The sequence below is a fragment of the Streptomyces prunicolor NBRC 13075 genome, assembly GCF_000367365.1.
Lineage (GTDB): Bacteria > Actinomycetota > Actinomycetes > Streptomycetales > Streptomycetaceae > Streptomyces > Streptomyces prunicolor.
In genome coordinates this window covers 56,294-77,204 of record NZ_BARF01000025.1, presented here as the reverse complement: position 1 = coordinate 77,204, position 20,911 = coordinate 56,294, and the positions used below count along the sequence as shown (strand labels likewise).

Annotated in this window: 20 protein-coding genes and 1 pseudogene; 13 read left to right on the top strand and 8 right to left on the bottom strand. The window is 70.4% G+C overall.

All coding sequences use genetic code 11. The annotated features are described in order from the left end of the window. Window positions 1-154 precede the first annotated feature (154 nt). The 4 genes from SPR02S_RS10110 (at window position 155) to SPR02S_RS10095 (ending at window position 3,484) form a co-directional block, all read left to right on the top strand. Window positions 155-967 (top strand): SAM-dependent methyltransferase, encoded by an 813-nt coding sequence (locus SPR02S_RS10110; RefSeq protein ID WP_043258208.1) that lies wholly within the window; start codon window positions 155-157, stop codon window positions 965-967. Window positions 968-1,108: 141 nt separating this feature from the next. Then, on the top strand, window positions 1,109-1,987 hold the full coding sequence (locus tag SPR02S_RS10105; protein WP_019056835.1) for a SigB/SigF/SigG family RNA polymerase sigma factor: 879 nt from the start codon (window positions 1,109-1,111) through the stop codon (window positions 1,985-1,987). 141 nt (window positions 1,988-2,128) lie between these two features. Next, window positions 2,129-2,707 carry a hypothetical protein gene (locus SPR02S_RS10100; protein WP_019056834.1) on the top strand — a complete coding sequence of 193 codons (579 nt, stop codon included), beginning with the start codon at window positions 2,129-2,131 and terminating at the stop codon, window positions 2,705-2,707. A gap of 141 nt (window positions 2,708-2,848) precedes the next feature. Next, window positions 2,849-3,484, top strand: coding sequence for a TetR/AcrR family transcriptional regulator (locus tag SPR02S_RS10095; RefSeq protein ID WP_019056833.1), 636 nt, complete (start codon window positions 2,849-2,851; stop codon window positions 3,482-3,484). Window positions 3,485-3,487: 3 nt separating this feature from the next. Here SPR02S_RS10095 and SPR02S_RS10090 read toward each other — a convergent pair whose 3' ends face one another. Continuing rightward, window positions 3,488-4,297: an LmeA family phospholipid-binding protein gene (locus SPR02S_RS10090; protein ID WP_019056832.1), complete on the bottom strand. Its 810-nt coding sequence runs from the start codon at window positions 4,295-4,297 to the stop codon at window positions 3,488-3,490. A gap of 9 nt (window positions 4,298-4,306) precedes the next feature. Beyond that, window positions 4,307-4,918, bottom strand: a complete 612-nt coding sequence (locus SPR02S_RS10085; protein ID WP_019056831.1) for a TetR/AcrR family transcriptional regulator — start codon at window positions 4,916-4,918, stop codon at window positions 4,307-4,309. 107 nt (window positions 4,919-5,025) lie between these two features. On the opposite strand from SPR02S_RS10085, the gene SPR02S_RS10080 reads away from it, so the two are divergent. The 3 genes and pseudogenes from SPR02S_RS10080 to SPR02S_RS10075 all read left to right on the top strand — a co-directional run bounded on the left by SPR02S_RS10080 (window position 5,026) and on the right by SPR02S_RS10075 (window position 7,887). Further along, window positions 5,026-6,636, top strand: coding sequence for an MFS transporter (locus SPR02S_RS10080; RefSeq protein WP_019056830.1), 1,611 nt, complete (start codon window positions 5,026-5,028; stop codon window positions 6,634-6,636). Window positions 6,637-6,659: 23 nt separating this feature from the next. After that, a pseudogene (locus tag SPR02S_RS64765) lies at window positions 6,660-6,791 on the top strand (VOC family protein); the annotation flags it as partial. A 43-nt stretch (window positions 6,792-6,834) separates the two neighbouring features. Next, window positions 6,835-7,887, top strand: coding sequence for a lysylphosphatidylglycerol synthase transmembrane domain-containing protein (locus SPR02S_RS10075; RefSeq protein WP_019056829.1), 1,053 nt, complete (start codon window positions 6,835-6,837; stop codon window positions 7,885-7,887). 42 nt (window positions 7,888-7,929) lie between these two features. On the opposite strand, the gene SPR02S_RS10070 is transcribed toward SPR02S_RS10075, so the two are convergent. After that, a complete protein-coding gene (locus SPR02S_RS10070) occupies window positions 7,930-8,712 on the bottom strand; it encodes an IS5/IS1182 family transposase (protein WP_026150387.1) in 783 nt (260 codons plus the stop codon). 58 nt (window positions 8,713-8,770) lie between these two features. On the opposite strand from SPR02S_RS10070, the gene add reads away from it, so the two are divergent. Further along, complete coding sequence (gene add / locus SPR02S_RS10065; protein WP_026150386.1) at window positions 8,771-9,808, top strand: adenosine deaminase; 1,038 nt, start codon at window positions 8,771-8,773, stop codon at window positions 9,806-9,808. A 106-nt stretch (window positions 9,809-9,914) separates the two neighbouring features. Here add and SPR02S_RS10060 read toward each other — a convergent pair whose 3' ends face one another. Beyond that, on the bottom strand, window positions 9,915-10,697 hold the full coding sequence (locus SPR02S_RS10060; protein WP_019056825.1) for an SDR family NAD(P)-dependent oxidoreductase: 783 nt from the start codon (window positions 10,695-10,697) through the stop codon (window positions 9,915-9,917). A gap of 87 nt (window positions 10,698-10,784) precedes the next feature. Between SPR02S_RS10060 and SPR02S_RS10055 the strand changes: the two genes are divergently transcribed. Further along, window positions 10,785-11,636: a helix-turn-helix transcriptional regulator gene (locus SPR02S_RS10055; RefSeq protein WP_019056824.1), complete on the top strand. Its 852-nt coding sequence runs from the start codon at window positions 10,785-10,787 to the stop codon at window positions 11,634-11,636. Window positions 11,637-11,650: 14 nt separating this feature from the next. Here the strand turns inward: SPR02S_RS10055 and dmpG are convergent, their stop codons facing one another. The 3 genes from dmpG to mhpD are packed head-to-tail and all read right to left on the bottom strand — an operon-like array spanning window position 11,651 to window position 14,453. After that, window positions 11,651-12,673 (bottom strand): 4-hydroxy-2-oxovalerate aldolase, encoded by a 1,023-nt coding sequence (dmpG, locus tag SPR02S_RS10050; protein ID WP_019056823.1) that lies wholly within the window; start codon window positions 12,671-12,673, stop codon window positions 11,651-11,653. After that, entirely contained in the window at window positions 12,670-13,605 is a 936-nt protein-coding gene (locus SPR02S_RS10045; RefSeq protein WP_019056822.1) for an acetaldehyde dehydrogenase (acetylating), read from the bottom strand. The genes dmpG and SPR02S_RS10045 overlap by 4 nt, the downstream gene beginning before the upstream one ends. Then, a complete protein-coding gene (mhpD, locus tag SPR02S_RS10040) occupies window positions 13,602-14,453 on the bottom strand; it encodes a 2-keto-4-pentenoate hydratase (RefSeq protein WP_019056821.1) in 852 nt (283 codons plus the stop codon). Before mhpD ends, SPR02S_RS10045 begins: the two co-directional genes overlap by 4 nt. A 104-nt stretch (window positions 14,454-14,557) precedes the next feature. On the opposite strand from mhpD, the gene SPR02S_RS10035 reads away from it, so the two are divergent. Next, complete coding sequence (locus SPR02S_RS10035; protein WP_019056820.1) at window positions 14,558-15,307, top strand: IclR family transcriptional regulator; 750 nt, start codon at window positions 14,558-14,560, stop codon at window positions 15,305-15,307. 107 nt (window positions 15,308-15,414) lie between these two features. Further along, window positions 15,415-16,923, top strand: coding sequence for a hypothetical protein (locus SPR02S_RS10030; protein WP_026150385.1), 1,509 nt, complete (start codon window positions 15,415-15,417; stop codon window positions 16,921-16,923). A gap of 13 nt (window positions 16,924-16,936) precedes the next feature. Here SPR02S_RS10030 and SPR02S_RS10025 read toward each other — a convergent pair whose 3' ends face one another. Continuing rightward, on the bottom strand, window positions 16,937-17,962 hold the full coding sequence (locus SPR02S_RS10025) for an Lrp/AsnC family transcriptional regulator (RefSeq protein WP_019056818.1): 1,026 nt from the start codon (window positions 17,960-17,962) through the stop codon (window positions 16,937-16,939). A gap of 114 nt (window positions 17,963-18,076) precedes the next feature. Here SPR02S_RS10025 and SPR02S_RS10020 point away from each other — a divergent pair, with 114 nt between their 5' ends. Further along, the gene (locus SPR02S_RS10020; RefSeq protein WP_019056817.1) at window positions 18,077-19,636 is read left to right on the top strand and encodes an AbgT family transporter; all 1,560 of its coding nucleotides are present in this window, start codon (window positions 18,077-18,079) and stop codon (window positions 19,634-19,636) included. Between the two features lie 79 nt (window positions 19,637-19,715). Next, the gene (locus SPR02S_RS10015) at window positions 19,716-20,900 is read left to right on the top strand and encodes a M20 family metallopeptidase (RefSeq protein WP_019056816.1); all 1,185 of its coding nucleotides are present in this window, start codon (window positions 19,716-19,718) and stop codon (window positions 20,898-20,900) included. The last annotated feature ends 11 nt before the right edge of the window (window positions 20,901-20,911 follow it).

Below are 20,911 nucleotides of genomic sequence, written 5' to 3'. Positions count from 1 at the left end.
GCGTCACCGATGTGACTGCGCGGTTCGTTCCGCAGGGTCGTGCCTTTCCGGGTGGGGACCGGCCGCGTGGCGTGGGGGGACAAGCGGTCTGCCGTGCTTTCCTCGGCAACTATATGATGACGCGTCAAGGAACCTGGGGCGAAAGGGAGTTGTGGTGCCGGAGAGCGCAGGTCTGCCGCAGGGGATCGATCCGCACAAGGCGAGTGTCGCCCGCATGTACGACGCGATGCTGGGCGGTGAACACAATTTCGCCATAGACCGCGAGGCGTTGGCCGCGTTCACCGCGATCGACCCCCAGGTCCGCACCCTGGCCCGCGCCAACCGCGACTTCCTCGGCCGTGCCGTGCGCTTCCTAGTGGCCTCCGGCATACGGCAGTTCATCGACCTCGGCTCGGGCATCCCCACCCAGGGCAACGTCCACGAGGTCGCGCAGGCCGCCAGCCCCGGAGCCCGCGTGGTCTACGTGGACAACGACCCGGTGGCCGTCGCGCACAGCACCTCCCTGCTCGCCGACAACCCGGACGCGGACGTCGTCGACGGCGACATCCGCAGACCGGCCGACGTACTGTCCTCCCCGCAGGTACGGAAGTTGATCGACTTCGAGCGGCCCGTCGCCGTCCTGATGATCACGATCCTGCACTTCGTCACACCTGCCGAGAACCCGGCCGGCATCGTCGCCGCCTTCCGCGACGAACTGCCCGACGGCAGCTGGCTGGCCATGAGTCACGCCACGAACGAGGATCGCCCGGACACCGCGGCGGCCGTGGGCAAGTTGTACAGCGCCAGGGCCACTTCGCCGGTCACCGCACGTTCCTACGACGAGATCCTCGGCCTGTTCGACGGCTTCGACCTCGTCGCGCCCGGCCTGACCTACGTCCCCCTGTGGCGCCCGGACCCGGCGGACGAGATCCCCGAAAACCCGTCGGAGTACTGGGTGTACGCGGGCGTCGGCGCCAAGAACGCGTAGACCGCGGGTACTTCGTGGGGTACTTCGATACGTAAAGCGAGGTGCGCGCCCCGGATTTGGCCGGATGAGGGGGAGTGAGTCGCGAGAACCGGGGCAGGGGGCTCTTGTCGACAGTTCCTTCGGACGAATGGGGTGGGCGTTATGGCAGCCGTGACGGCAGCGGAGGCACCGGCCACGGCAGGACGGCGGACCACGGTCGGGGAGGCGCTCCCGATGATCGCCGAGCCGTCGAAGGTGAGCCCGAAGGACGCGCGTGAGCTGTCGCGCCAGTTCTTCGACCGGCTGACCTCGCTCGAGGAGGGCACCCACGAGTTCCAGTACGTGCGCAACACCCTGATCGAGATGAACCTCTCCCTCGTGCGCTACGCGGCCGCGCGCTTCCGCAGCCGCAGCAACAACGAGATGGAGGACATCGTCCAGGTCGGCACGATCGGACTCATCAAGGCGATCGACCGGTTCGAGCTCTCCCGTCAGGTGGAGTTCACCTCGTTCGCCGTCCCCTACATCGTCGGCGAGATCAAGCGCTTCTTCCGCGACACCAGTTGGGCCGTCCACGTGCCGCGCCGCCTTCAGGAGGCCCGCGTCGAGCTGGCCAAGGCGACCGAGGAACTGCGGTCCCGCCTCGGTCGTACGCCGACCACGCGTGAGCTGTCCGAGCTGATGTGCCTGACCGAGGAAGAGGTCATCGAGGCCCGCAAGGCGTCCAACGGCTACACCTCCTCCTCGCTCGACGCCGCGCTCAGCTCCGACGCGGGCGCCGAGGGCGAGACCGTGCTCGCCGACGTCATCGGTTCGGACGACCCGGGGCTCGAACTGGTCGACGACCTCAGCTCGTTGGCCCCGCTGATCGCCGAACTCGACGAGCGTGAGCGGAAGATCATCCACATGCGCTATGTCGAGGAGCGCACCCAGGCCGAGATCGGCGAGGAACTCGGCATCTCCCAGATGCATGTGTCCCGGCTCATCAGCCGGATGCTCCGCCGCCTTCGCGCGGGGCTGCTCGATCCCGCGGTCGCCTGACGGGCGATCCGGCCCAACAATCCGGGCTGTTGGGTGATTTCACCCTCCACGGATGTCCGTTCTGCGGCACTCTCGTACTGTGGCCGGGCCGGCACCTCAGGTGCCCGCCCGGCCGTCGCGGGGTTGCCGGAAGGGGGAGTTGTGGCGTGGCGGAGTGAGGAGTTCGGGGAGTCCCACGAGGGCATCGTGGGGGCGGTCCTCGCCGACGGCAGTGAGCCGAAGTCCGTGTATATCGATGTGGGCAGCGGCAGTTCCATGTTCGAGACCCGTGAGTGGTGGGCCTACAACGGCTGGCTGGGCCGGCCCAAGGCAGCCGGCTGGCGGGCCTCCTGCGCGTGCGGCTGGCGCGGGGACAGTCATCCCATCGACTGGGACCAGGTCGAGGACCACGACCTGGACGACCTGGACACCTCCGACGCGTACGACGAGTGGTGGGAACACATCCACGCCGTCGAACGCCGGACGGTCCCGTTGCCGGAGGAACTCTCCGAGCTGATGGAGCAGTTGGAGGAACGCCTCGACGCGCTCGCGGACACGGCGCCGGTGGCCGCGCTGAAGGCGGTGGCCATGCTGGAGCGCATGGCCGCGCGGGTCGGCAAGGAGGCGGCGTACGGGGCACAGGCCGACGATGTGCCGGGGGAGGCGCTCGGCACGGCGCTCGGGCTGAGCGTGGACAACGCCCAGTCCCGGCTCGACCGGTACCTTCGCGCCTACTACTGAACCTCCGCGTCTACTACTGACCACGGCGGGAGATCGACCGGTGCCCGTGGCGCCGCGCCGCCACGGGGCCGAGGGTGCGTGCCAGACTGGGCGTACCGCTCGCCCCCGCTCCGTAGCTCCCGCACTTCACCGAGGTTGTCCGTGACCAAGCCCCCGGCCCGTGTCCCCCAGCGCAGCAACGCGCGCTCCAACCGGGAACGCATCCTGGCCACGGCCCGCCGGGAGCTCGGCCGGAACCCGGACATCACCCTGGAAGAACTGGCGCGCGCCTCCGGCGTCGTACGGCGCACCCTGTTCGGGCACTTCCCCGGCCGGGAGGCGCTCCTGGAGGCGCTGGCCGAGGAAGCGTCACAGGCCATGCGGGACGCGCTGCCCGCCGACCCGGCACCGTCCGATGCCGGGGCCGAGCCGGCCGAGCGGTCGTACGCGCGCTTCGTGCTGTCGATGTGGACCGTGGGGGACCGCTACCGGCTCCTCCTGGCGCTGGCCCGCCGTGACCTGGGCCAGGAGCGCGTCACCGAGATCCTGGCACCGGCCCGCCGCGCGGCCACCACGATCCTGGACCGCGGACAGCGCGACGGCGTCTTCCACACCCAACTGCCGCCGGCTGTGCTGAGCGCGGGCCTGGAAGCCATGTCGATCGCCCTGCTCGAAGAGGTCAACTCCGGGGAACTGGAGGACGACGGGACCCGTGCGACGGTCGCCTCGCTCATCGCGGCCGGGGTGCCGGAGAAGCAGGCGCGGGTCGTGGTGGACGAGGTCGCCGCGGAAGACTGAGCGTCAGACGTTCCCGTACGACGAGTCGCCCCGCACCGAGTCGTCGCGCTGGGCACTGTCGGACCGGAAGGTGACCGACTCGCCCGACAGACGGGCGATCAGCCCGCTCTGTGTCGCGGTGACGGACCGCAGACGCAGACCCTGAGGGATGTTCCGGAGCTGGATCGGCCGCTCGAAGAGCGTGCCGAGCGCCACTCGTCCCACCTCGGGCAGGAGACCACCGGTGACCTGGAAGTCCCTGAAGGCGATGCGGTTGCCGGACAGCACCGAGACGGTCGTCGCCACGGTGATGGCGTCGCCGGTGGGTAGCAGGACCCGCGCGCGGACCTGGTCGGGACGGGTGCCCCGGGAGATCGCCGGCCCCAGGGCGGCGGACAGGTCCGGGTAGGACAGCACAGCGGTCGCCGTCGCGGAGCGGGCCAGTGCCTCCGTGTCGTCGTCGGACTTCCTCAACTCCTTGAGCCGGAGGGAGAGTTCGCTCACCGGCAGTGGGCCGGTGGCATCGCTCGCCGGTATGTCGTGCGCGGTGATGTCCACGTGCCGCAGGGTGCCGGAGGCCAGCTGCGTCAGCACGGGGAAGCCCCGGACGTGGACCTCCGGCGCCGAGGGAGTGCGCATGCCCTCCTGGAACGCCTCGGCCGTACGGGACTCCACCCGCGCCGCCGCGAAGCGGTCGACGGCGACGGGCACGAGGAGCAGCGCGAGCAGTGCGCCGACGGCGATCACGACCGGCCGCCGGTTCCGCCGGGGCGGGCGCGCGTCACCGGGTTCGTACGCGGTGGACGTGGCGTCGGCGTGGTCGTACGGATGCATGGGTCTCCTTCAACGGGACGGTCGCAGGCGGTGGACCGTGGTGGTCGCGAGGTCGGGGCCGACGCCGGCGGTGATCAGGGCCGCGGTGGCGGCGGCCGTGCCGTCGTCGGTCCAACGGCCGGAGCCCACGCTGTCGAGCAGCGCCAGCACGTGTGCCTCCAGGGCTCTGCTGAGCGGGCCCGGTGGGACGACGGTGTGGAAGACGCCCTGCCGCTGGCCGGCGGCGAGGATCCCGGCGACCGTGTCACGGGCCGGGCCGAGCAGTGCGTCGACCCGGTCGGGGCCCAGGTCGCAGTGGGCGAGGACGATGAGGGTCCGGTAGCGGTCGCCGATCGGCCAGAGCGTGAGGACGAAGTGGGCCAGGGCGGTCACGGGATCCGGCGTCGGAGTGCGGGCGACGGTGGCGCTCGCCCGCCGTACCGCCTCCCCGGCGTCCGCCGCGAGGCCGTGGACGAGCGCGGCCCGTCCGGCGAAGTGCCCGTAGAGGGTGCGTCGCGCCAGGCCCGCGGCCTCCGCGATGTCACCGAGGCTGCTGTCGCGGTCGCGGCGCAGTTCCCGCCGGGCCGCTTCCAGGATGCGGGCGCGGGTGACGTGCGCCTTGGCGCTGCTGCGGTCGGTCACGTCGACACCTCCTGGAGGGGCTGGCCTGTCCCGGCATAGTTGCACATCGATGAGCAATAAAATAACCTGCACATCAGTGAGCAATTAATATCGTCCAGGAGTCTCCGATGCCGCTCTTCGCCACCACACCCGTCGCCAAGATGACCGGGCCGTACGCACGGCGCTGGTCCGCCCTGATCGTGCTCTGTCTGAGCCTGCTGATCGTGGTCATGGCGAACACCTCGCTGATCGTGGCCGCCCCCGACATGACCACGGACCTGGGCCTGAGCAGCAGCGATCTGCAGTGGGTCGTCGACGGCTACACCGTCCCGTACGCCGCGCTGATGCTCGTGCTGGGCGCGATCGGCGACAAGTACAGCCGTCGTGGCGCGCTCGTCACCGGCCTGGTGATCTTCGCCGGCGGATCGGTGATGGGGAGCCTGGTCCACGAGACCGGACTGGTCATCGCGGCCCGCGCGATCATGGGTGTGGGCGCGGCGGTGGTCATGCCGGCCACGCTGTCGCTGCTGGTCGCGATCTTCCCGAAGCGCGAGCGGGCGCGGGCCATCACCGCCTGGACCGCGACCTCGGGCCTCGCCATCGCCGTCGGCCCGCTGGTCGCGGGCTGGCTGCTGGAGGACCACGCCTGGGGCTCCACGTTCCTGATCAACGTGCCCATCGCCGTCGCCGCGGTCGTCGGCGCCCTGGTCCTCGTACCGCCCTCCAAGGCGGACGCGATGGGCCGCATCGACTACGTGGGCGGTCTGCTCTCGATCGTCTCGGTCGGCAGCCTGGTCTACGCGATCATCGAGGGCCCGCACTTCGGCTGGGGCGCGGGTCCGGTCACCGCGGCGGTCGTCGCCGCCCTCGGCCTGCCCGCCTTCGTGGCCTGGGAGTTGCGCCACCCGCACCCCATGCTCGACGTCCGCAGGTTCACGCAGCGCTCGTTCAGCGGCTCGATGATGGCGGTCCTGTTCTTCTTCTTCGGCACCTACGGCGCGATCTACTACGCCACCCAGTTCCTCCAGTTCGTCCTCGGCTACAGCGCGCTGGAGACCGGCGTACGACTGCTGCCGCTGGCCGCTGCCGTGTCCCTCGGCGCCGCGGTCACCGGGCGGCTGACCCCCAAGCTGGGCATGAAGCCGATGGTGGTGACCGGCATGGCGATCGGCACCGCGGGCGTCTTCCTGCTCACGCTCGTCGACAAGACGTCCGGCTACGGCGACTTCCTGCCGATGCTGCTGCTGCTGGGCTTCGCGATCGGGCTGAGCGTCTCCCCGGCCACGGACACGATCATGGGCTCGTTCCCGGAGAACGAGCTGGGCGTCGGCGGCGGCGCCAACGACACCGCGCTGGAACTGGGCGGCTCCCTCGGCATCGCCATCCTCGGCTCGCTGCTGGGCACCACCTACAAGGACAAGCTGACCGACCTGGTCGGCGGCCACCTCCCCGCCGCCGCGCTGGACACCGCCAAGGACTCGGTGGGTGGTGGCCTCGCGGTGGCTCAGGAGATCGCGAAGACCCCCTCCGCCGGGCCGCAGCAGGCGCAGGCCCTGGTCGACGCCGTGCACGAGGCGTTCGCCCACGGTGTCGCGCAGACCAGCCTCGTCGGCGGGATCATCATGGCCGCCGGCACACTGATCGTCCTCGCGGTCCTGCCCGGCCGCCGCGCCGGCGCCGAGCCCGAACCGCAGGCGACGGAGCCGAGCCACGACCAGGAGCACGCCGACTCCGCCTGAACGTGTCGTAGGCGCGGGTCCGGCAGGGCATCGACATCCGGGGGCACCCGCAGGTCGGTCGGACCATCGTGGATAAACTGGAACAGTTCCGCCTCGGCGCCCGTTCCCTCGCCCGCTCGGAGAACACCGTCCCCGCTCTGAGCGGTGCCGGAATCGCCGGCGGCGGTAGCTCACTTCACGAAATCGACGGTCCTGCCTGTGCACGCTCCGGACACCACCGCCACCGAACCCGAACCGGCCGACACGGCCCCGCATCGCACCCGACGCTGGCTGCGCCCGGTGGTGATCGCGGTCCTGCTCGCGCTGTTCACCACCGAACTGGTGCTGGGCTGGCCGTCGTTGGCCGCCGCGCTGTCACAGCTGCGCGCACCCCGGCTGAACTGGTTCGCCGTCGCGCTCGTCGCCGAAGTGGCCGCCATGGGCTGCTACGCGCGCATGCAACGCCGGCTGCTGCGCTCGGCCGGGGTGATCGTGCCGATCCAACGGCACGTCGCCCTCGCCTACGCCGCCCACTCGCTGAGCGTGACCCTGCCCGGCGGCCCGGCCTTCTCCACCCACTTCAACTACCAGCAGATGCGCCGCTTCGGGGCCACGCCCGCCGTCGCCTCCTGGTGCATCGCGCTGTCGGGGCTGCTCTCCGCGGCGGCCCTGGCCGTCGTCACCGCGATCTCCGCGATCGCCTCCGACGGCAGCCTGCAGTGGCACAGCCTCGTCACCCTCGGCCTGGCCGTGCTGCTCCTCACGGTCGGCATCCGGCGCATCACCCGCCACCCCGAGAAGGTCGAACCGGCCACCCGCGCCGCGCTGGCCCGGGTCAACCGGCTGCGGCACCTGCCCGAGACCCAGGGCCTCGACCGCATCCGGGGCTTCGTCGAGCAACTCCGCACCGCCAGACTCGAACCCCGGCACGCCGTCGCCGCCGCCGTCTTCGCCGTCCTCAACTGGCTGCTCGACGCGGGCTGTCTGTGGCTGTGCTTCCACGCCATCAGCGACACGGAGATCAGCAACGCCCAGTTGCTGCTCGCCTTCTGCGCGGGCATGGCCGCCGGGACCCTCACGATCATCCCGGGCGGCCTGGGCCTCATCGACAGCGCGCTGATCCTCGGGCTGGTCACGGGCGGCGTCGCGACCAGCACCGCGATCGCCACGGTGGTGCTCTACCGGATCATCAGCTTCGGGTTCATCATCGGCGTCGGTTGGATAACGTGGCTGGTCATCCGCCGCCACAATCGCCGAGAGGCGGCCGTCTAAAGGTTGTCCCGTAAAGTGATCTTCGAGTTGGTGCGGGCGGGATTAGCTGTTCGTTGCCTGTCCGTCAAGGATGAGGTTGTGTAGACGGGCGATGCCGAGCCTGGCGAGGTGGACGCCGTCGCCTTTGAGGCGGCAGTCGCGCAAGATCTTCCAGCCCTTCATTCGGGCGAAGGTGTGCTCGACGCGGGCGCGAACTCGCTTGTGGGAGCGGTTGTGCTCCTCCTTCCAGGCTGGCAGGTCGCTTCCCTTTTCGCGTCGGTGTGGGATGACCAGGCCGGTCCCCTGGTAGCCGCCGTCGGCGATCGTCATAGTGGTACCGACGGCGGCCTTGGCTCCGGACTCCTCCCACCCGCGGGAGTCGTGCCGATTACCGGGCAAGGGTCGGCCGACCACGACGACCAGGCGGGTGTCGGCGTCGATGACGACCTGGTGGGCCGTGGAGTAGCGATAGTTCTTGGACTGCGCGGCGAGCGTGCGGTCGCGGGTCGGCACCAAGGTTCCGTCCACGATGAGCACAGTGTCCTTACGGAAACGCCTTCGCTGCCGGAGCGCCAGGATCGGACCGAGGTGGTCGATGATCCGGTCTGCGGCCGACTTGGAAATCCCGAACAACGCAGCCAGCTGTCGCATCGTCAAGTTCGTGCGCCAGTATGCCGTGACCAGCAGAACTCGGTCCTCCAGCGGCAGACTCCAGGGACGCCCGCGCTGTTGATCCGCAGCCTGCTCGCGTCGTATCTCGGCTACCAACTTGGCGAAGCAGCGCGGGGTCAGCCCCGTGAAGGGCTCTATCCAGGACGGCACCGACGCCGTAATCACACCAGCCACGCCGTGATGGTTACATCTCCCAACAGCCGTCACGGGGGAAGCCATAGAGTGAGGCCCCGTGCGAAGCCTGGACTGTCTGCCGAAAGCCCATCTCCATCTTCATCTCGAAGGCGCGATGCGTCCTGCCACGCTCGCGGAGCTGGCGGGCGAGCGTGACGAACGGCCGCCGCATTTTGGCGGCTTCACCTCGTTTGAGCACTTCAACGCCTTGCATGGCGCCGCTGCCCGGCTGGTGCGTGAGGGCCCGCGCCGGAACCTCCTGCGGCTGGTACGCGAGGTGGTCGAGGATGCTGCCGCGGACGGAGCGGTATGGATCGAGCCGCACTTCAACCCCCTGACCTACGAGGACGATCCGGACGCCGCGCTCGACCTGCTGGACGAGGTGATTGACCAGGGCCGCCGCACGGGCGTCCGGCTGGGCGTGGGCTTCGGCATTCTGGTGTTCGCCCGGCGCAACGCGGACCCGTCACATGCAGTCGAGACCGCCCGCCTCGCGGCCAGACGATCAGGTGACGGGGTGGTTTCCTTCGGCCTGGCCGGAGACGAGACCCGCCAGACCGCTGAGTCGTTCGCCGAGGCGTTCGCCATCGCCCGCGATGCCGGGCTGATTCCCGCCCCTCATGCAGGGGAACTTGCCGGCCCGGCCAGCGTGCGCGCCGCACTCGACGTACTCGGCGCCCGACGGATCGCCCACGGCGTACGGGCAATCGAAGACCCGGCTCTTCTAGCCCGCCTGGCTGCGGAAGGCGTAGTCCTCGACGTCTGCCCCACCTCCAACGTCGCCCTCGGGGTCGTTGCGTCCCTGTCTGCGCACCCCCTGCCGCTACTGCTGCAAGCAGGCGTCCGGTGCACCCTCAACGCCGACGACCCTCTGCTGTTCGGTCTGGGTGTGCTGCAGGAGTACGAAACAGCCCGCACGGCGTTATCCCTCACCGACCCCCAACTCGCCGCCGTGGCCCGTACCTCGCTCGAAGCTTCCGGCGCCCCGCGCGCCATCGTGGAAGACGCGGTCACCCGCATCGGCGCATGGCTGGACATCCCCGGGCCAGGCAACTGCACCCCCAACCCAGCAGGCATGTCGACCGCCGCACCATAAGGCACCTTCTGAAACGACCAGCCAGAGATTGCGGGACAACCTTTAGCCGAGAAGCGACCGTCTAGCCGAGAGGCGACCGTCCGGCGGATCTTCCGGCCCTCTGCTCTCAGGCCCGTGCGCCGCCGTCCACCCGCAGGACCGTGCCGGTCACGAAGGAGGCGCGGTCGCTGAGCAGCCAGGCCGCCGCTTGGGCGATCTCGTCGGGGTCGGCCATGCGCCCCAGCGGAGTGTGCGTGATGCGGTCCAGGAGACCGGGCGAGTCCGCTTCCCAGGTCCGGATCATCTCGGTCAGCGTGCCGCCGGGGGCGATGGCATTGACGCGGATGCCCTCCGGGCCGTACGTGACGGCGGCCGACTCGGTGAGGCTGTTGACCGCGCGCTTCATCGCGCCGTAGGCGGGCAGTTCGGGGTTGCCCATCAGGCTGCCGACGGAGGAGTTGTTGACGATGGCGCCGGTTCCCGCAGTGGCCCGGATCGCGGCGACCTGGGCGACCATGGCGAGCCAGACGCCCTTGAGGTTCACGTCGTAGACGTGGTCGAAGTCGCGCTCCGGCAACTCGTCCATCGGGCCCGGACGTTGGATCGTCGCGCCGTTGTTGAAGGCCACGTCGAGCCTGCCGTATAGGTCCACGATCCGGTCGACGGCCGCGCGCACGCTGGTCGCGTCGGCCAGGTCGCACACCACGTAGTCCGCGGTGCCGCCCGCCTCCCGGATCTCCTCGGTGACTGTCTTCAGTTGGGCCTCCGTCCGGGCCGCGAGCAGTACGCGGGCGCCTTCGCGGGCGAACAGTCGCGCTGCTGCGGCGCCGATTCCGCGCCCGGCGCCGGTGATGAACGCGACCTTGCCGGTCAGCAGGCCGAGGGAAGAGGAAGTGGTTGTGTTGTCCATGGCAGCGAGCCTGCGCCGGTGCGTGCAGCTGATCCAGGCACCGGCAGTACCTGGCTGGAGTGGCCGACTCCCGTCCACACTGGAGGAGTGGATCGACGAGAACTGGCCGACTTCCTGCGCAGCAGACGCGAGCGGATCACCCCCGCCGACGTGGGGCTGCCCACGGGACCGCGGCGCCGTACCCCGGGGCTGCGCCGTGAGGAGGCGGCCCAGCTGGCGTTCATCTCGACCGAGTACTACACCCGGCTTGAGCAGGCCCGCGGCCCGCATCCCTCGCGCGAGGTACTGGCCGGGCTCGCCCGCGCCCTGCGTCTGACGGACGCCGAGCGCGACCACCTCCACCACCTGGCGGGCGTACCGCCGGGCCCGCCGCCCGGTCCCTCGCGCGAGGTGCGGCAGAGCATCCTCGATCTGTTGCACCGGCTGCCGCAGGCCGCCGCGATCGTGGTCTCCGCGATGCATGAAGTGATCGCCTGGAACGACCTGGCCGCCGCCCTCATGGAGGACTTCTCGGCCGTGCCGCGCCGCGACCGCAACCTGGTGCGCCGGGTCTTCCTCGGGCCGCACCCGGAGGGACGACGGCTGTACGGGGTCTCGGACGCGGACGAGTTCGCGCGCCGCGCGGCCCAGGACCTGCGCGCCACCGCCGCCCGCTACCCCGACGACCCGGAACTGACCCAGCTGGTGGCCGAACTCCTCGCCGGGAGCGAGGAGTTCACCGGGCTGTGGGACTCCCACGACGTGGCCACCGCGCCCACCTTCCGCAAGACCTTCCAGCATCCGTCGGTCGGCCCGGTCACCGTCAACTGCGACGTGCTCGACCTCAGCGACCGGGACCAGCGGGTCGTGATCTACACGGCCACTCCCGGTTCACCGTCCGAGGGAGCCCTGCGGCTGCTGTCGGTCATCGGCACGCAGCGCATGGACACGACCCCCTGACCGGCCGGCCTGGATCAAGTCGTGCTCTCCGCACGCGCGACGAGGTCCAGCGCGATGTCGGTGATCATGTCCTCCTGCCCGCCGACCATCGCCCGCCGCCCGGCCTCGACCAGGATGCTGCGCGTGTCGAGGCCGTAGCGGGCCGCCGCGGTCTCGGCGTGGCGCAGGAAGCTGGAGTACACGCCCGCGTAGCCGAGGCTGAGGGTCTCGCGGTCCACCCGTACCTCGCGGTCCTGGAGCGGTCGTACGAGATCGTCGGCGGCGTCCATGAGGGGGAACAGGTCGCAGCCGTGCTTCCAGCCCATCAGGTCGGCGACCGCGACGAACGCCTCCAGCGGACAGTTGCCCGCACCGGCGCCCTGGCCCGCGAGAGAGGCGTCGACGCGGATCGCGCCGCCCTCGACCGCGACGACCGTGTTGGCCACGCCCAGCGCGAGGTTGTGGTGGGCGTGGATGCCCAACTCGGTCTCCGGGGCGAGGACTTCGCGGTACGCGCGGAAGCGGTCCCGAACCCCGTCCATCGTCAACCGGCCGCCGGAGTCGGTGACATAGACGCAGTGGGCGCCGTAGGACTCCATCAGCTTGGCCTGGCGGGCGAGTTCGATGGGCTCGGCCATGTGGGACATCATCAGGAACCCGGCCACGTCCATACCCAACTCCCGCGCGGCGGCGATGTGTTGGGCGGATATGTCGGCCTCGGTGCAGTGCGTGGCGACCCGGACCGAGCGGATGCCCAGGGCGTGGGCCTGCTTGAGGTCGTGGACGGTCCCGATGCCGGGCAGCAACAGGGTTGTGGGGACGGCCTGTTGTACGACGTCGGTGACGGCCTCGATCCACTCCCAGTCGGTGTGGGCGCCGACGCCGTAGTTGATGCTGGAGCCAGACAGTCCGTCGCCGTGGGCGATCTCGATGGCTCCCACTCCGGCCGCATCCAGAGCGCCGGCGATCGCGCGGGCCTGGTCGACGGTGTAGCGGTGCCGTACGGCGTGCATGCCGTCCCGGAGGGTGACGTCCTGGACGTAGAGGGACGGGGTCACTTGGCTGCCTCCTCGTGGGTGCGGGCGGCCATGCGTTCCGCGGTGCGCAGAGCGGCCGAGGTCATGATGTCGAGGTTTCCGGCGTAGGCGGGGAGGTAGTGGGCGGCGCCCTCGACCTCCAGGAACACCGACACCTTCAGCAGTTCGCCCGCGCCCGGCGCGAGGGTGCGCAGCGGGTCGTCGGCGGCCACCTTGTCGTACTGGACCTGCTGCTTGAGCCGGTAGCCGGGCACGTACGCCTGGACGCGGCCGACCATCTCCTCGACGGACGCGGTGACGGCCTCGGTGGCGCAGTCGGAGACCAGGCAGTGCACGGTGTCCCGCATGATCAGCGGGGGTTCCGCCGGGTTGAGGACGATGATCGCCTTGCCGCGTGCGGCGCCGCCGACCACCTCGATGGCCTGGGAGGTGGTCTCGGTGAACTCGTCGATGTTCGCGCGGGTGCCGGGGCCCGCCGAGCGCGAGGCGATGGACGCGACGATCTCGCCGTAGTGGACCGGGGAGACCGCGCCCACGGCGGCGACGATCGGGATGGTGGCCTGGCCGCCGCAGGTGACCATGTTGACGTTCGGGGCGTCGAGGTGGGCGTCGCCGTTGACCGGCGGGACGACGTACGGGCCGAGGGCGGCCGGGGTGAGGTCGACGAGGGTGCGGCCCAGGGGCCGTAGGACTTCTTCGTGATGGCGGTGGGCGCCGGCCGAGGTCGCGTCGAAGACGATGCCGACGTCGGCGAACTCGTCCAGGGCGACCAGTCCTTCGACGCCCTCGTGGGTCGTGGCGACCTTGAGGCGGCGGGCGCGGGCCAGGCCGTCGGAGTCCGGGTCGATGCCGGCCAGCGCGGCGATCTCCAGGGTCTCCGAGAGGCGCAGGACCTTGATCAGGAGGTCGGTGCCTATGTTGCCGGAGCCGATGATGGCGACCTTCGTGGTCACTTTCCGTCCCCTTCCGAAGCTTCGGTGCCTTGCTCGGCGAAGCGGACCCGTACCGAGCCCAGGTCCGAGATGTGCGCCTCGAAGGCGTCTCCGGGAACGGCCGGGGTCATTGGGCCCAGGGCGCCGGTGAGGACGAGGTCGCCCGCGCGGAGCGGGTCGCCCCGCTGGGCGAGGGCCGAGGCCAGCCAGACCGCCGCGGTGAGGGGGCTGCCGAGGCAGTCGGCGCCGGTGCCCTCGGAGACGGTCTCGCCACCGCGGGTCATGGTCATCGTGACCGTGCGCAGGTCCACGGCGGTCAGCGGTACGGGCGTGGCGCCCAGGACGTACAGACCGCAGGAGGCGTTGTCCGCGACGGTGTCGACGAGGGAGATGTCCCAGTTCCGCACCCGGCTGTCGACGATCTCCAGCGCGGGCAGCGCGAAGTCCACCGCGCGCAGCACGTCCACGATCGTGCACTCGCCCTCCGGCAGGTCCCGGCCGAGGACCAGCGCGACCTCCGCTTCCACCTTCGGCTGGAGCAGTCGGCCCACGGGCACCTCGCCGCCGTCCGGCACCGCCATGTCCGCGAAGAGCGCGCCGAAGTCCGGCTGGTCCACGCCGAGTTGACGCTGTACGGCAGGGGAGGTCAGGCCGATCTTGCGGCCGACGATGCGGCGGCCGCCGTCCACACCGCGCCGGACGTTCAGCTGCTGCACGGCGTAGGCGGTCTCCAGACCGCCACCGTCGAGCAGGTCACGCACCGGCGGACAGACGACCCCGGTACGGGTGGCCTCCGCCAGCAGGTCGGCGGCCTTGACCACGGCCGGTGACACGGCGTCCGCGCGGACGCCGTCGGACTTGGTGGGCACGGGTTACCTCCGGGGAGAGCGGTGCGGGTACACCCTCGGTATAGACAGCATCCCCGTAAAGGGACAATGTTTGTTCCGTGACACGGAACAACGCGAGCGGCAGCATGCTGGAGAAGGCCGCGCTCATCCTCGACTGCTTCAGTCCGAGCGGCGGACCGTACCGCCTGTCGGAACTTTCGGAGCGCACCGGACTGCCCAAGCCGACGGTCCACCGGCTGGCCGCCGACCTCGTCCGGCTGGGCTGGCTGGAGCGCTCGGGCCCGCGCTATCTGCTCGGCGCGAAGCTGTTCGAGCTGGGCTCGCTGGTGCCGCACCGGCGCGATCTGCGCGAGACGGCGCTGCCCTTCCTCCAGGACCTGTTCGAGGCCACCCGCGAGACCATCCACCTCGGCATCCGCGAGGGCATGGAGGTGGTCTACCTCGAACGCATCCACGGCCACGAGGCGCTACGGCTGCCCTCCCGCATCGGCGGCAGCCTCCCGCTGACCTGCACGGCCGTGGGCAAGGCTCTACTGGCCTTCTCCGGCGCCGAGTTGACGGAAGAGGTGCTCTCCCACCCGCTGCCGAGTCTCACCCCGCACTCGATCACCGACCCGGACCGGCTGCGTATGGCCCTGGAGAAGATCCAGGTCTCCGGCCTCTCCTACGAGGAGCAGGAGGCCGCGTCGGAGGTGAGCTGCATCGCGGCCCCGGTGTTCGCCGGTGACACCGCGGTCGCCGCCCTCTCGGTCGCCGTGCCGCGCACCCGCTTCCGGCCCGCCCAACTCGCCCCGGCGGTACGGACGGCGGCGCTCGGACTGTCCCGCGTGCTGCGCGGTCAAGGAGGCGCGCGGATCCCACTGTCCTCGCGGTGAACCCGACCGTACACTGACAAGTCACGGTAACGGGGGCGTTGTTGCGCGGGGGGAGAATCATGTCCGGGGATCAGTACGGCACTTATCAGGGGTTCGCGGTTCCACCCATGCCCTCGTCTCCGCCGCCGGCTCCGCCGGACCGGCTCAGATCCGTGGCGGTGGGTCTGCTCAACCTCAGTGGTCTCGGGCTCGGTTACGCGCTGACGCGCCGCTGGCTGCTGATGGCCGTGTGCTGGGTCGCGACCGTCGTCCTGCTGCTGGTGGCCCTGCCCGCCGACCCGGACGGCGTGTCCGGTGTCCTCGTCACCCTGTACGTCGTGTTCCTCGTACTCGCCGCCGTCCACGGCGCGTTGGTGGGCCTGCGCACCCGCCTGGCCTGGCCCTCGCCCACACCGGTCGCGGTCGTGCTGGGCCTGGTCCTGCTCGCCGTACCGGCCGGGGGAGTCGTCCTCTACGACAACGCCCGCGACGAGGCGACCCAGCAGATGCTCCTCGACCGGCTGGACAAGGCCGACCAACTCGTCGCGGAATCAGGGCAGTCGTCGTTCTCCCTGGGCGAGCCGCACTACCGCCAGGCGCTGAGCGTGTACGACGATCTCAGCAGCGCCCACTCCGGTTCGCGGGCGGCCGCCAAGGTGCCCGACCGGCTGAAGACCTTCTACACGACCGTCGCCGGCGCCTACGCGCAGAAGAACTACTGCAACGCGATACCCGAGCTGAAGTATCTGCGGACCGTCCCCGGCACGATCGGCAAGAAGCAGCTGGGCTCGCTGGCCACCTGGCCGGACGACCGGCTGGCCACCTCGCTGTACGAGTGCGGCTCCACGGGGCTTGCCGCCCAACGCGCGGACTGGTCGACGAGCTTCACTGATCTGCTGGCCACGTTCCCGGAGTCGTCCCAGGCGGGCCAGGTCGAACCGGCCGTCAAGTCGGCCGTCACCAAGGGGGTGCAGGGCGTGAGCGGCAGCCAACCGTGCACTGCCGTCGAGGAGTTGCAGAGTCTCTCGACCCAGATCGACGGCCTCCAGGGCGGAGCGGCGGGTGTGTCCGACGCGCTCAGTGCGGACGGCCAACGGGCGGACAGCCAGGCATCCGCCGGTGCCTACCAGTGCGGTGTCTTCCAGTACAAGGACGGCGACTTCGACTCGGCGCTCAGCACGATGAACGACTTCGTGAAGAACAACACGCACGACAAGAACCGGACCCGGGCCAAGAAGATCGCGATCGCCGCCGAGGTGGCGCAGACGGTCCCGGCCGCGGGCAAGAAGCTGCCGACGACCGCGTCCGGTGGCAGCATCTCCGTCACCGTCATGAACGACAGCCCGGACGACATCACGGTCCTGTACACCGGGCCGGTGACCGGGAGCTTCACGCTGAAGGGCTGCGGGAGCTGCACGTCGTACTCCCTCACCACCACGCTGCTGAAGGGGTTCAAGCCGTGCAGCTCCGGCAAGAGCTACCCGCAGAAGACGATCAGTCTGCCGACCGGTACGACGTACTTCGTGCACCGTCCCGACAGTTCCACCGCGACGCCGGCCTCGGACACGGCGAAGCTCAGGTCGGGCTACATCTACACGGAGTGCGCGTACAGCACGGGCGGCTTCGGCGTCAGCTGAGCCCACCCCTGGCTCACAGCAGCCTCGGCGCGTGGAACGCGCCGAGGCCGGTGGTCAGTTCGCGGTCCAGCCAGTAGCGGCGCGGTTCGGCGAGCATCACGGCGACGCTGACGCCGAGGAGACCGGGGATGCTCGCCAGTTCGTTGTCGACGAACAGCGCCAGGGCGGAGCGGTCGGCGACCAGGCCGGTGGCGAGTACGGACATGTCGCTGGCGACGTGCGCGGCGAGCCGTGTCTGGGGCAACCGGTCGATGCGGCGCATCACTTCGGGGGTCGCGCCCGGCGCCACCCGCAGCCGCAGGATGAACGCGGTCCGGAAGCCCAGCCACTCCGACACGATCTCCAGCCGCGGCTTGACCCACCCCTCGTCCAGGACCCGGCGGACCACGCGGTGCGCGGTGGAGGTGGCCAGGTCGGCGGTCCGGGCGATGCTCGCGGCGGACGCGCGGCCGTCCTGGAGCAGCTGCGCCACGACACCGCGCTCGGCCTCGCTGAGCGGCTTCGCCGGGGGAGTCGCGGTCGCCGTGCCCTCGGGGCGGGTGCCGGTGAGCTTCAGCAGCTCGGCGCGTTCCGTGCCGGTGAGGAACTGCGGGTCCCAGGTGATGCCCCGGCGCAGCGTGCTCAGCGCGGGCAGGGCGTTGACGCGCCGGACACCGGGGACGGAGAACATGCGGTCGATCGCCTCGCTGGTCGCCGCCTCGGACGGGGCGTGCACGACGGCGTAGAGCGGGTAGTCGCCCGAGATCTGCGCCAGCAGCTGGAGATGGGGCAGGTCACGGAGCCGGTGCAGGACCGCGAGCGGACTCTCGCCGGTGATGTCCAGGAAGACGTGGACGGGCATCGCCGTGGAGTGGACGCCCCAGTCGGCCTGCCCGATCACGCGCACCATGCGTGCCTCGTGCAAGCGGTCGTAACGGCGTTTGAGCGTGCTGGCGTCGGCGGCCAGGATCTCGCCGATGTCGTCCCAGGTGGCCCGGGGTGCCAGATGCAGCGCGCCGATGAGGCGCCGGTCGAGCTCGTCGAGGAGAGGACGGGTCATGGGCCTCACTCTAAGGTGCTGTTTAATCCCACTGTTACTTCCAAGATATAGAGAATCTCTCATCAGGATGCCATTGTTCGCAGGAACATCCCCCCATCGCGCCAAGAGGTACCGATGAGTGTCACCTCCGCTCAACCTCAACCCCCGTCCACCGAGCCCCAGTCGAGAGTCCTGCGGACCGCCTTCCGCGGCCTGACGGCGATCGAGAAGGTCGGCAACAAACTCCCCAACCCCTTCTGGCTGTTCTGGATCCTCGCCGGGATCGTCGCCGTCCTCAGCGCCGTCCTGGCGGCGACCGGCCTCAGCGCCGTGCACCCCGGCACGCACGAGACCATCAAGGTGCAGAACCTGCTCAGCAAGGACGGCCTCACCATGGCCGTGGAGGGCGCCGTCGACAACTACGCCGCCTTCCCGCCGCTGGCCACCATCCTCACCGTGATGTTCGGCATCGCCGTGGCCGAGAAGAGCGGACTGTTCTCCGCCCTGCTGCGCCGCATGGTCGCGCGCGTGCCCGGCAAGTACCTCACCTTCGCCCTCTCGATGACGGCCATGGTCAGTCATGTCGCCGGAGACGCCGCCTACGTCACCCTCATCCCGCTCGGCGCACTGGTCTTCCGCGCGGCGGGCCGCAGCCCGGTCCTCGGCTGCGTCGTCGCCTACGTCTCGATCGCCGCCGGGTACGACGCCTCACCGTCGCTCACCACCACGGACGTCCTGCTCTCCGGGATCTCCACGGCCGCCGCCCACACCATCGACGCGCACTACGTCGTCACCCCGGTCGCCAACTACTTCTTCAGCCTCGGCTCGTCGGTCGTGGTGGCGCTGGTGATCACCCTCGTCGTCGACAAGGTCCTCGCCCGCCGCTCCGACCTGGAACCCGACGAGCCCCTCGCCGCGCCCGACGCCGGAGAACTCGCGGAGATCGAGGTCACCGAGCGGCAGCAGCGCGCCCTGCGCGTCACCGGACTGGTCGCCGTCGGCTTCCTCGCGCTCCTCGCGGCGGCCATGATCCCCGCGTCCTCACCCCTGCGCGGCGAGGGCGGCGGCATCGTCGACTCCCCGCTGATCGGCGGCATGGCACTCGTCCTCGGCGTGTTCTTCGCCGTGCTCGGCACCGTCTACGGCCGACTGTCCGGCACCTTCACCGCCGCCCGCGACAGCATCGGCGCGATGGTCGACGGCACCCGCTCGATGGCGCCGATCCTCGTGCTGTTCTTCGCGATCGCCCAGTTCCTCGCCTACTTCAAGTGGACGAACATCGGCAACATCCTCGCCGTCAAGGGCGCCGAGACACTGCGCGACCTGCATCTGCACGGCTGGACCGTGCTCGTCGGCATCGCCGTGCTGATCACCTTCATGAACCTCGTCATCACCAGCGGCTCCGCCCTGTGGGCACTGGCCGCGCCGGTCCTCGTCCCCATGCTGATGCTCATCGGCATCGAGCCCGAGACCACCCAGGCCGTCTACCGCGTCGCCGACTCCGTCACCAACTGCATCACCCCGATGAGCCCCTACTTCGTCATGGCCCTGGGCTTCATCCAGCAGTACCGCAAGTCCGCCGGCATCGGCACCCTGGCCTCCTTCACGATCCCGATCGCCGCCGTCGTGTGGGTCGTCTGGGTCGCGTTCTTCGTGGCCTGGTACCTGCTGGACATCCCCTTCGGCGTCAGCTGAACCCGTCGACCGAACCCGTCGACCGACCCGCCCTGACCCGATCCGACTCGAGCCGCAGTTCCGCAACAGAAGGCAGATCATGACCGCTTCACCCGCAGCCGCCACCCTCACCGCCCGCGCCCACGACGTCTCGCCGCAGATCGTCGAGGACATCCTGACCCTCGTCCGCCACGAGACCGGGAGCTACGACCTTCCCGGCCTCGCGAGCGGCCTGGATCTGCTGCGCGAGCTGACCGTCCAGCGGCTCGGCCGACCCGACCACGAGCAGCGCCGTCCCGGCGGCGAGTGCGGCGACACCCTCACCCTGACCTACACCGGCACCGGCGCCGGGCATGTCGCCCTCATCGGGCACTACGACACCGTATGGCCGATCGGGACCCTCGCCGGATGGGCGCAGCCGGAAGCGGCGGACGACGGGCGGGAGAAGCTCGGCGGACCCGGCATCTTCGACATGAAGACCGGTCTGGCGCAGGGCATTTGGGCACTGAAGCTGGCCCGGGAGAGCGGGGCGCCCCTGCCCACCGTCACGTTCCTCTTCAATGGCGACGAGGAGATCGGCTCCCTGTCCTCGCGGCCGGTGATCGAGGAGGTCGCGCAGCAGGTCGACGTCACGCTGGTCCTTGAGCCGAGTGCCCACGGCGCGGTGAAGACCGCCCGCAAGGGCACCGGGATCTTCCACGTCACGGCCACCGGTGTCGCCTCGCACGCCGGGCTCGCGCCGCAGGACGGGGCGAGTGCGATCACCGCGCTGTCCGAGTTCGTGGTGGCCGCCGCTGCCGTGGCCGCCCCCGAGCGGGGCACCACCATCAACACCGGGCTCATCAAGGGCGGTTCGGCCATCAACGTCGTCGCCGGGCAGGCCACCGCCGGGGTCGACATCCGGGTGAGCAGCGCCGCCGAACAGGACCGGGTGGACGAGGAGTTGGACGCCATCAAGGTCAGCGACCCGCGCGTCCGCATCGAGATCGACCACGCCTGGAACCGGCCCCCGATGACCCTCAACGCCGCCTCCGCCCCGCTGCTCGACCTCGCCCGGGAAGTCGCCCGCGAGCAGGGCCGCGACGCCCTGCGCGATACCGCCGTCGGCGGCGCCAGCGACGCCAACTTCGTCGCCGCGCTCGGTCTGCCGGTGCTGTGCGGCATGGGGGCGGTCGGCGACGGGGCGCATGCCCAGGGCGAGTTCATCTACGTCGATACGGTGCCTGCGCAGACGGCGCTGGTCGCGGGGCTGTTGGGGCGGCTGGCGGAGCCGTTGCGGGGCTGAGCTGTCGGGGT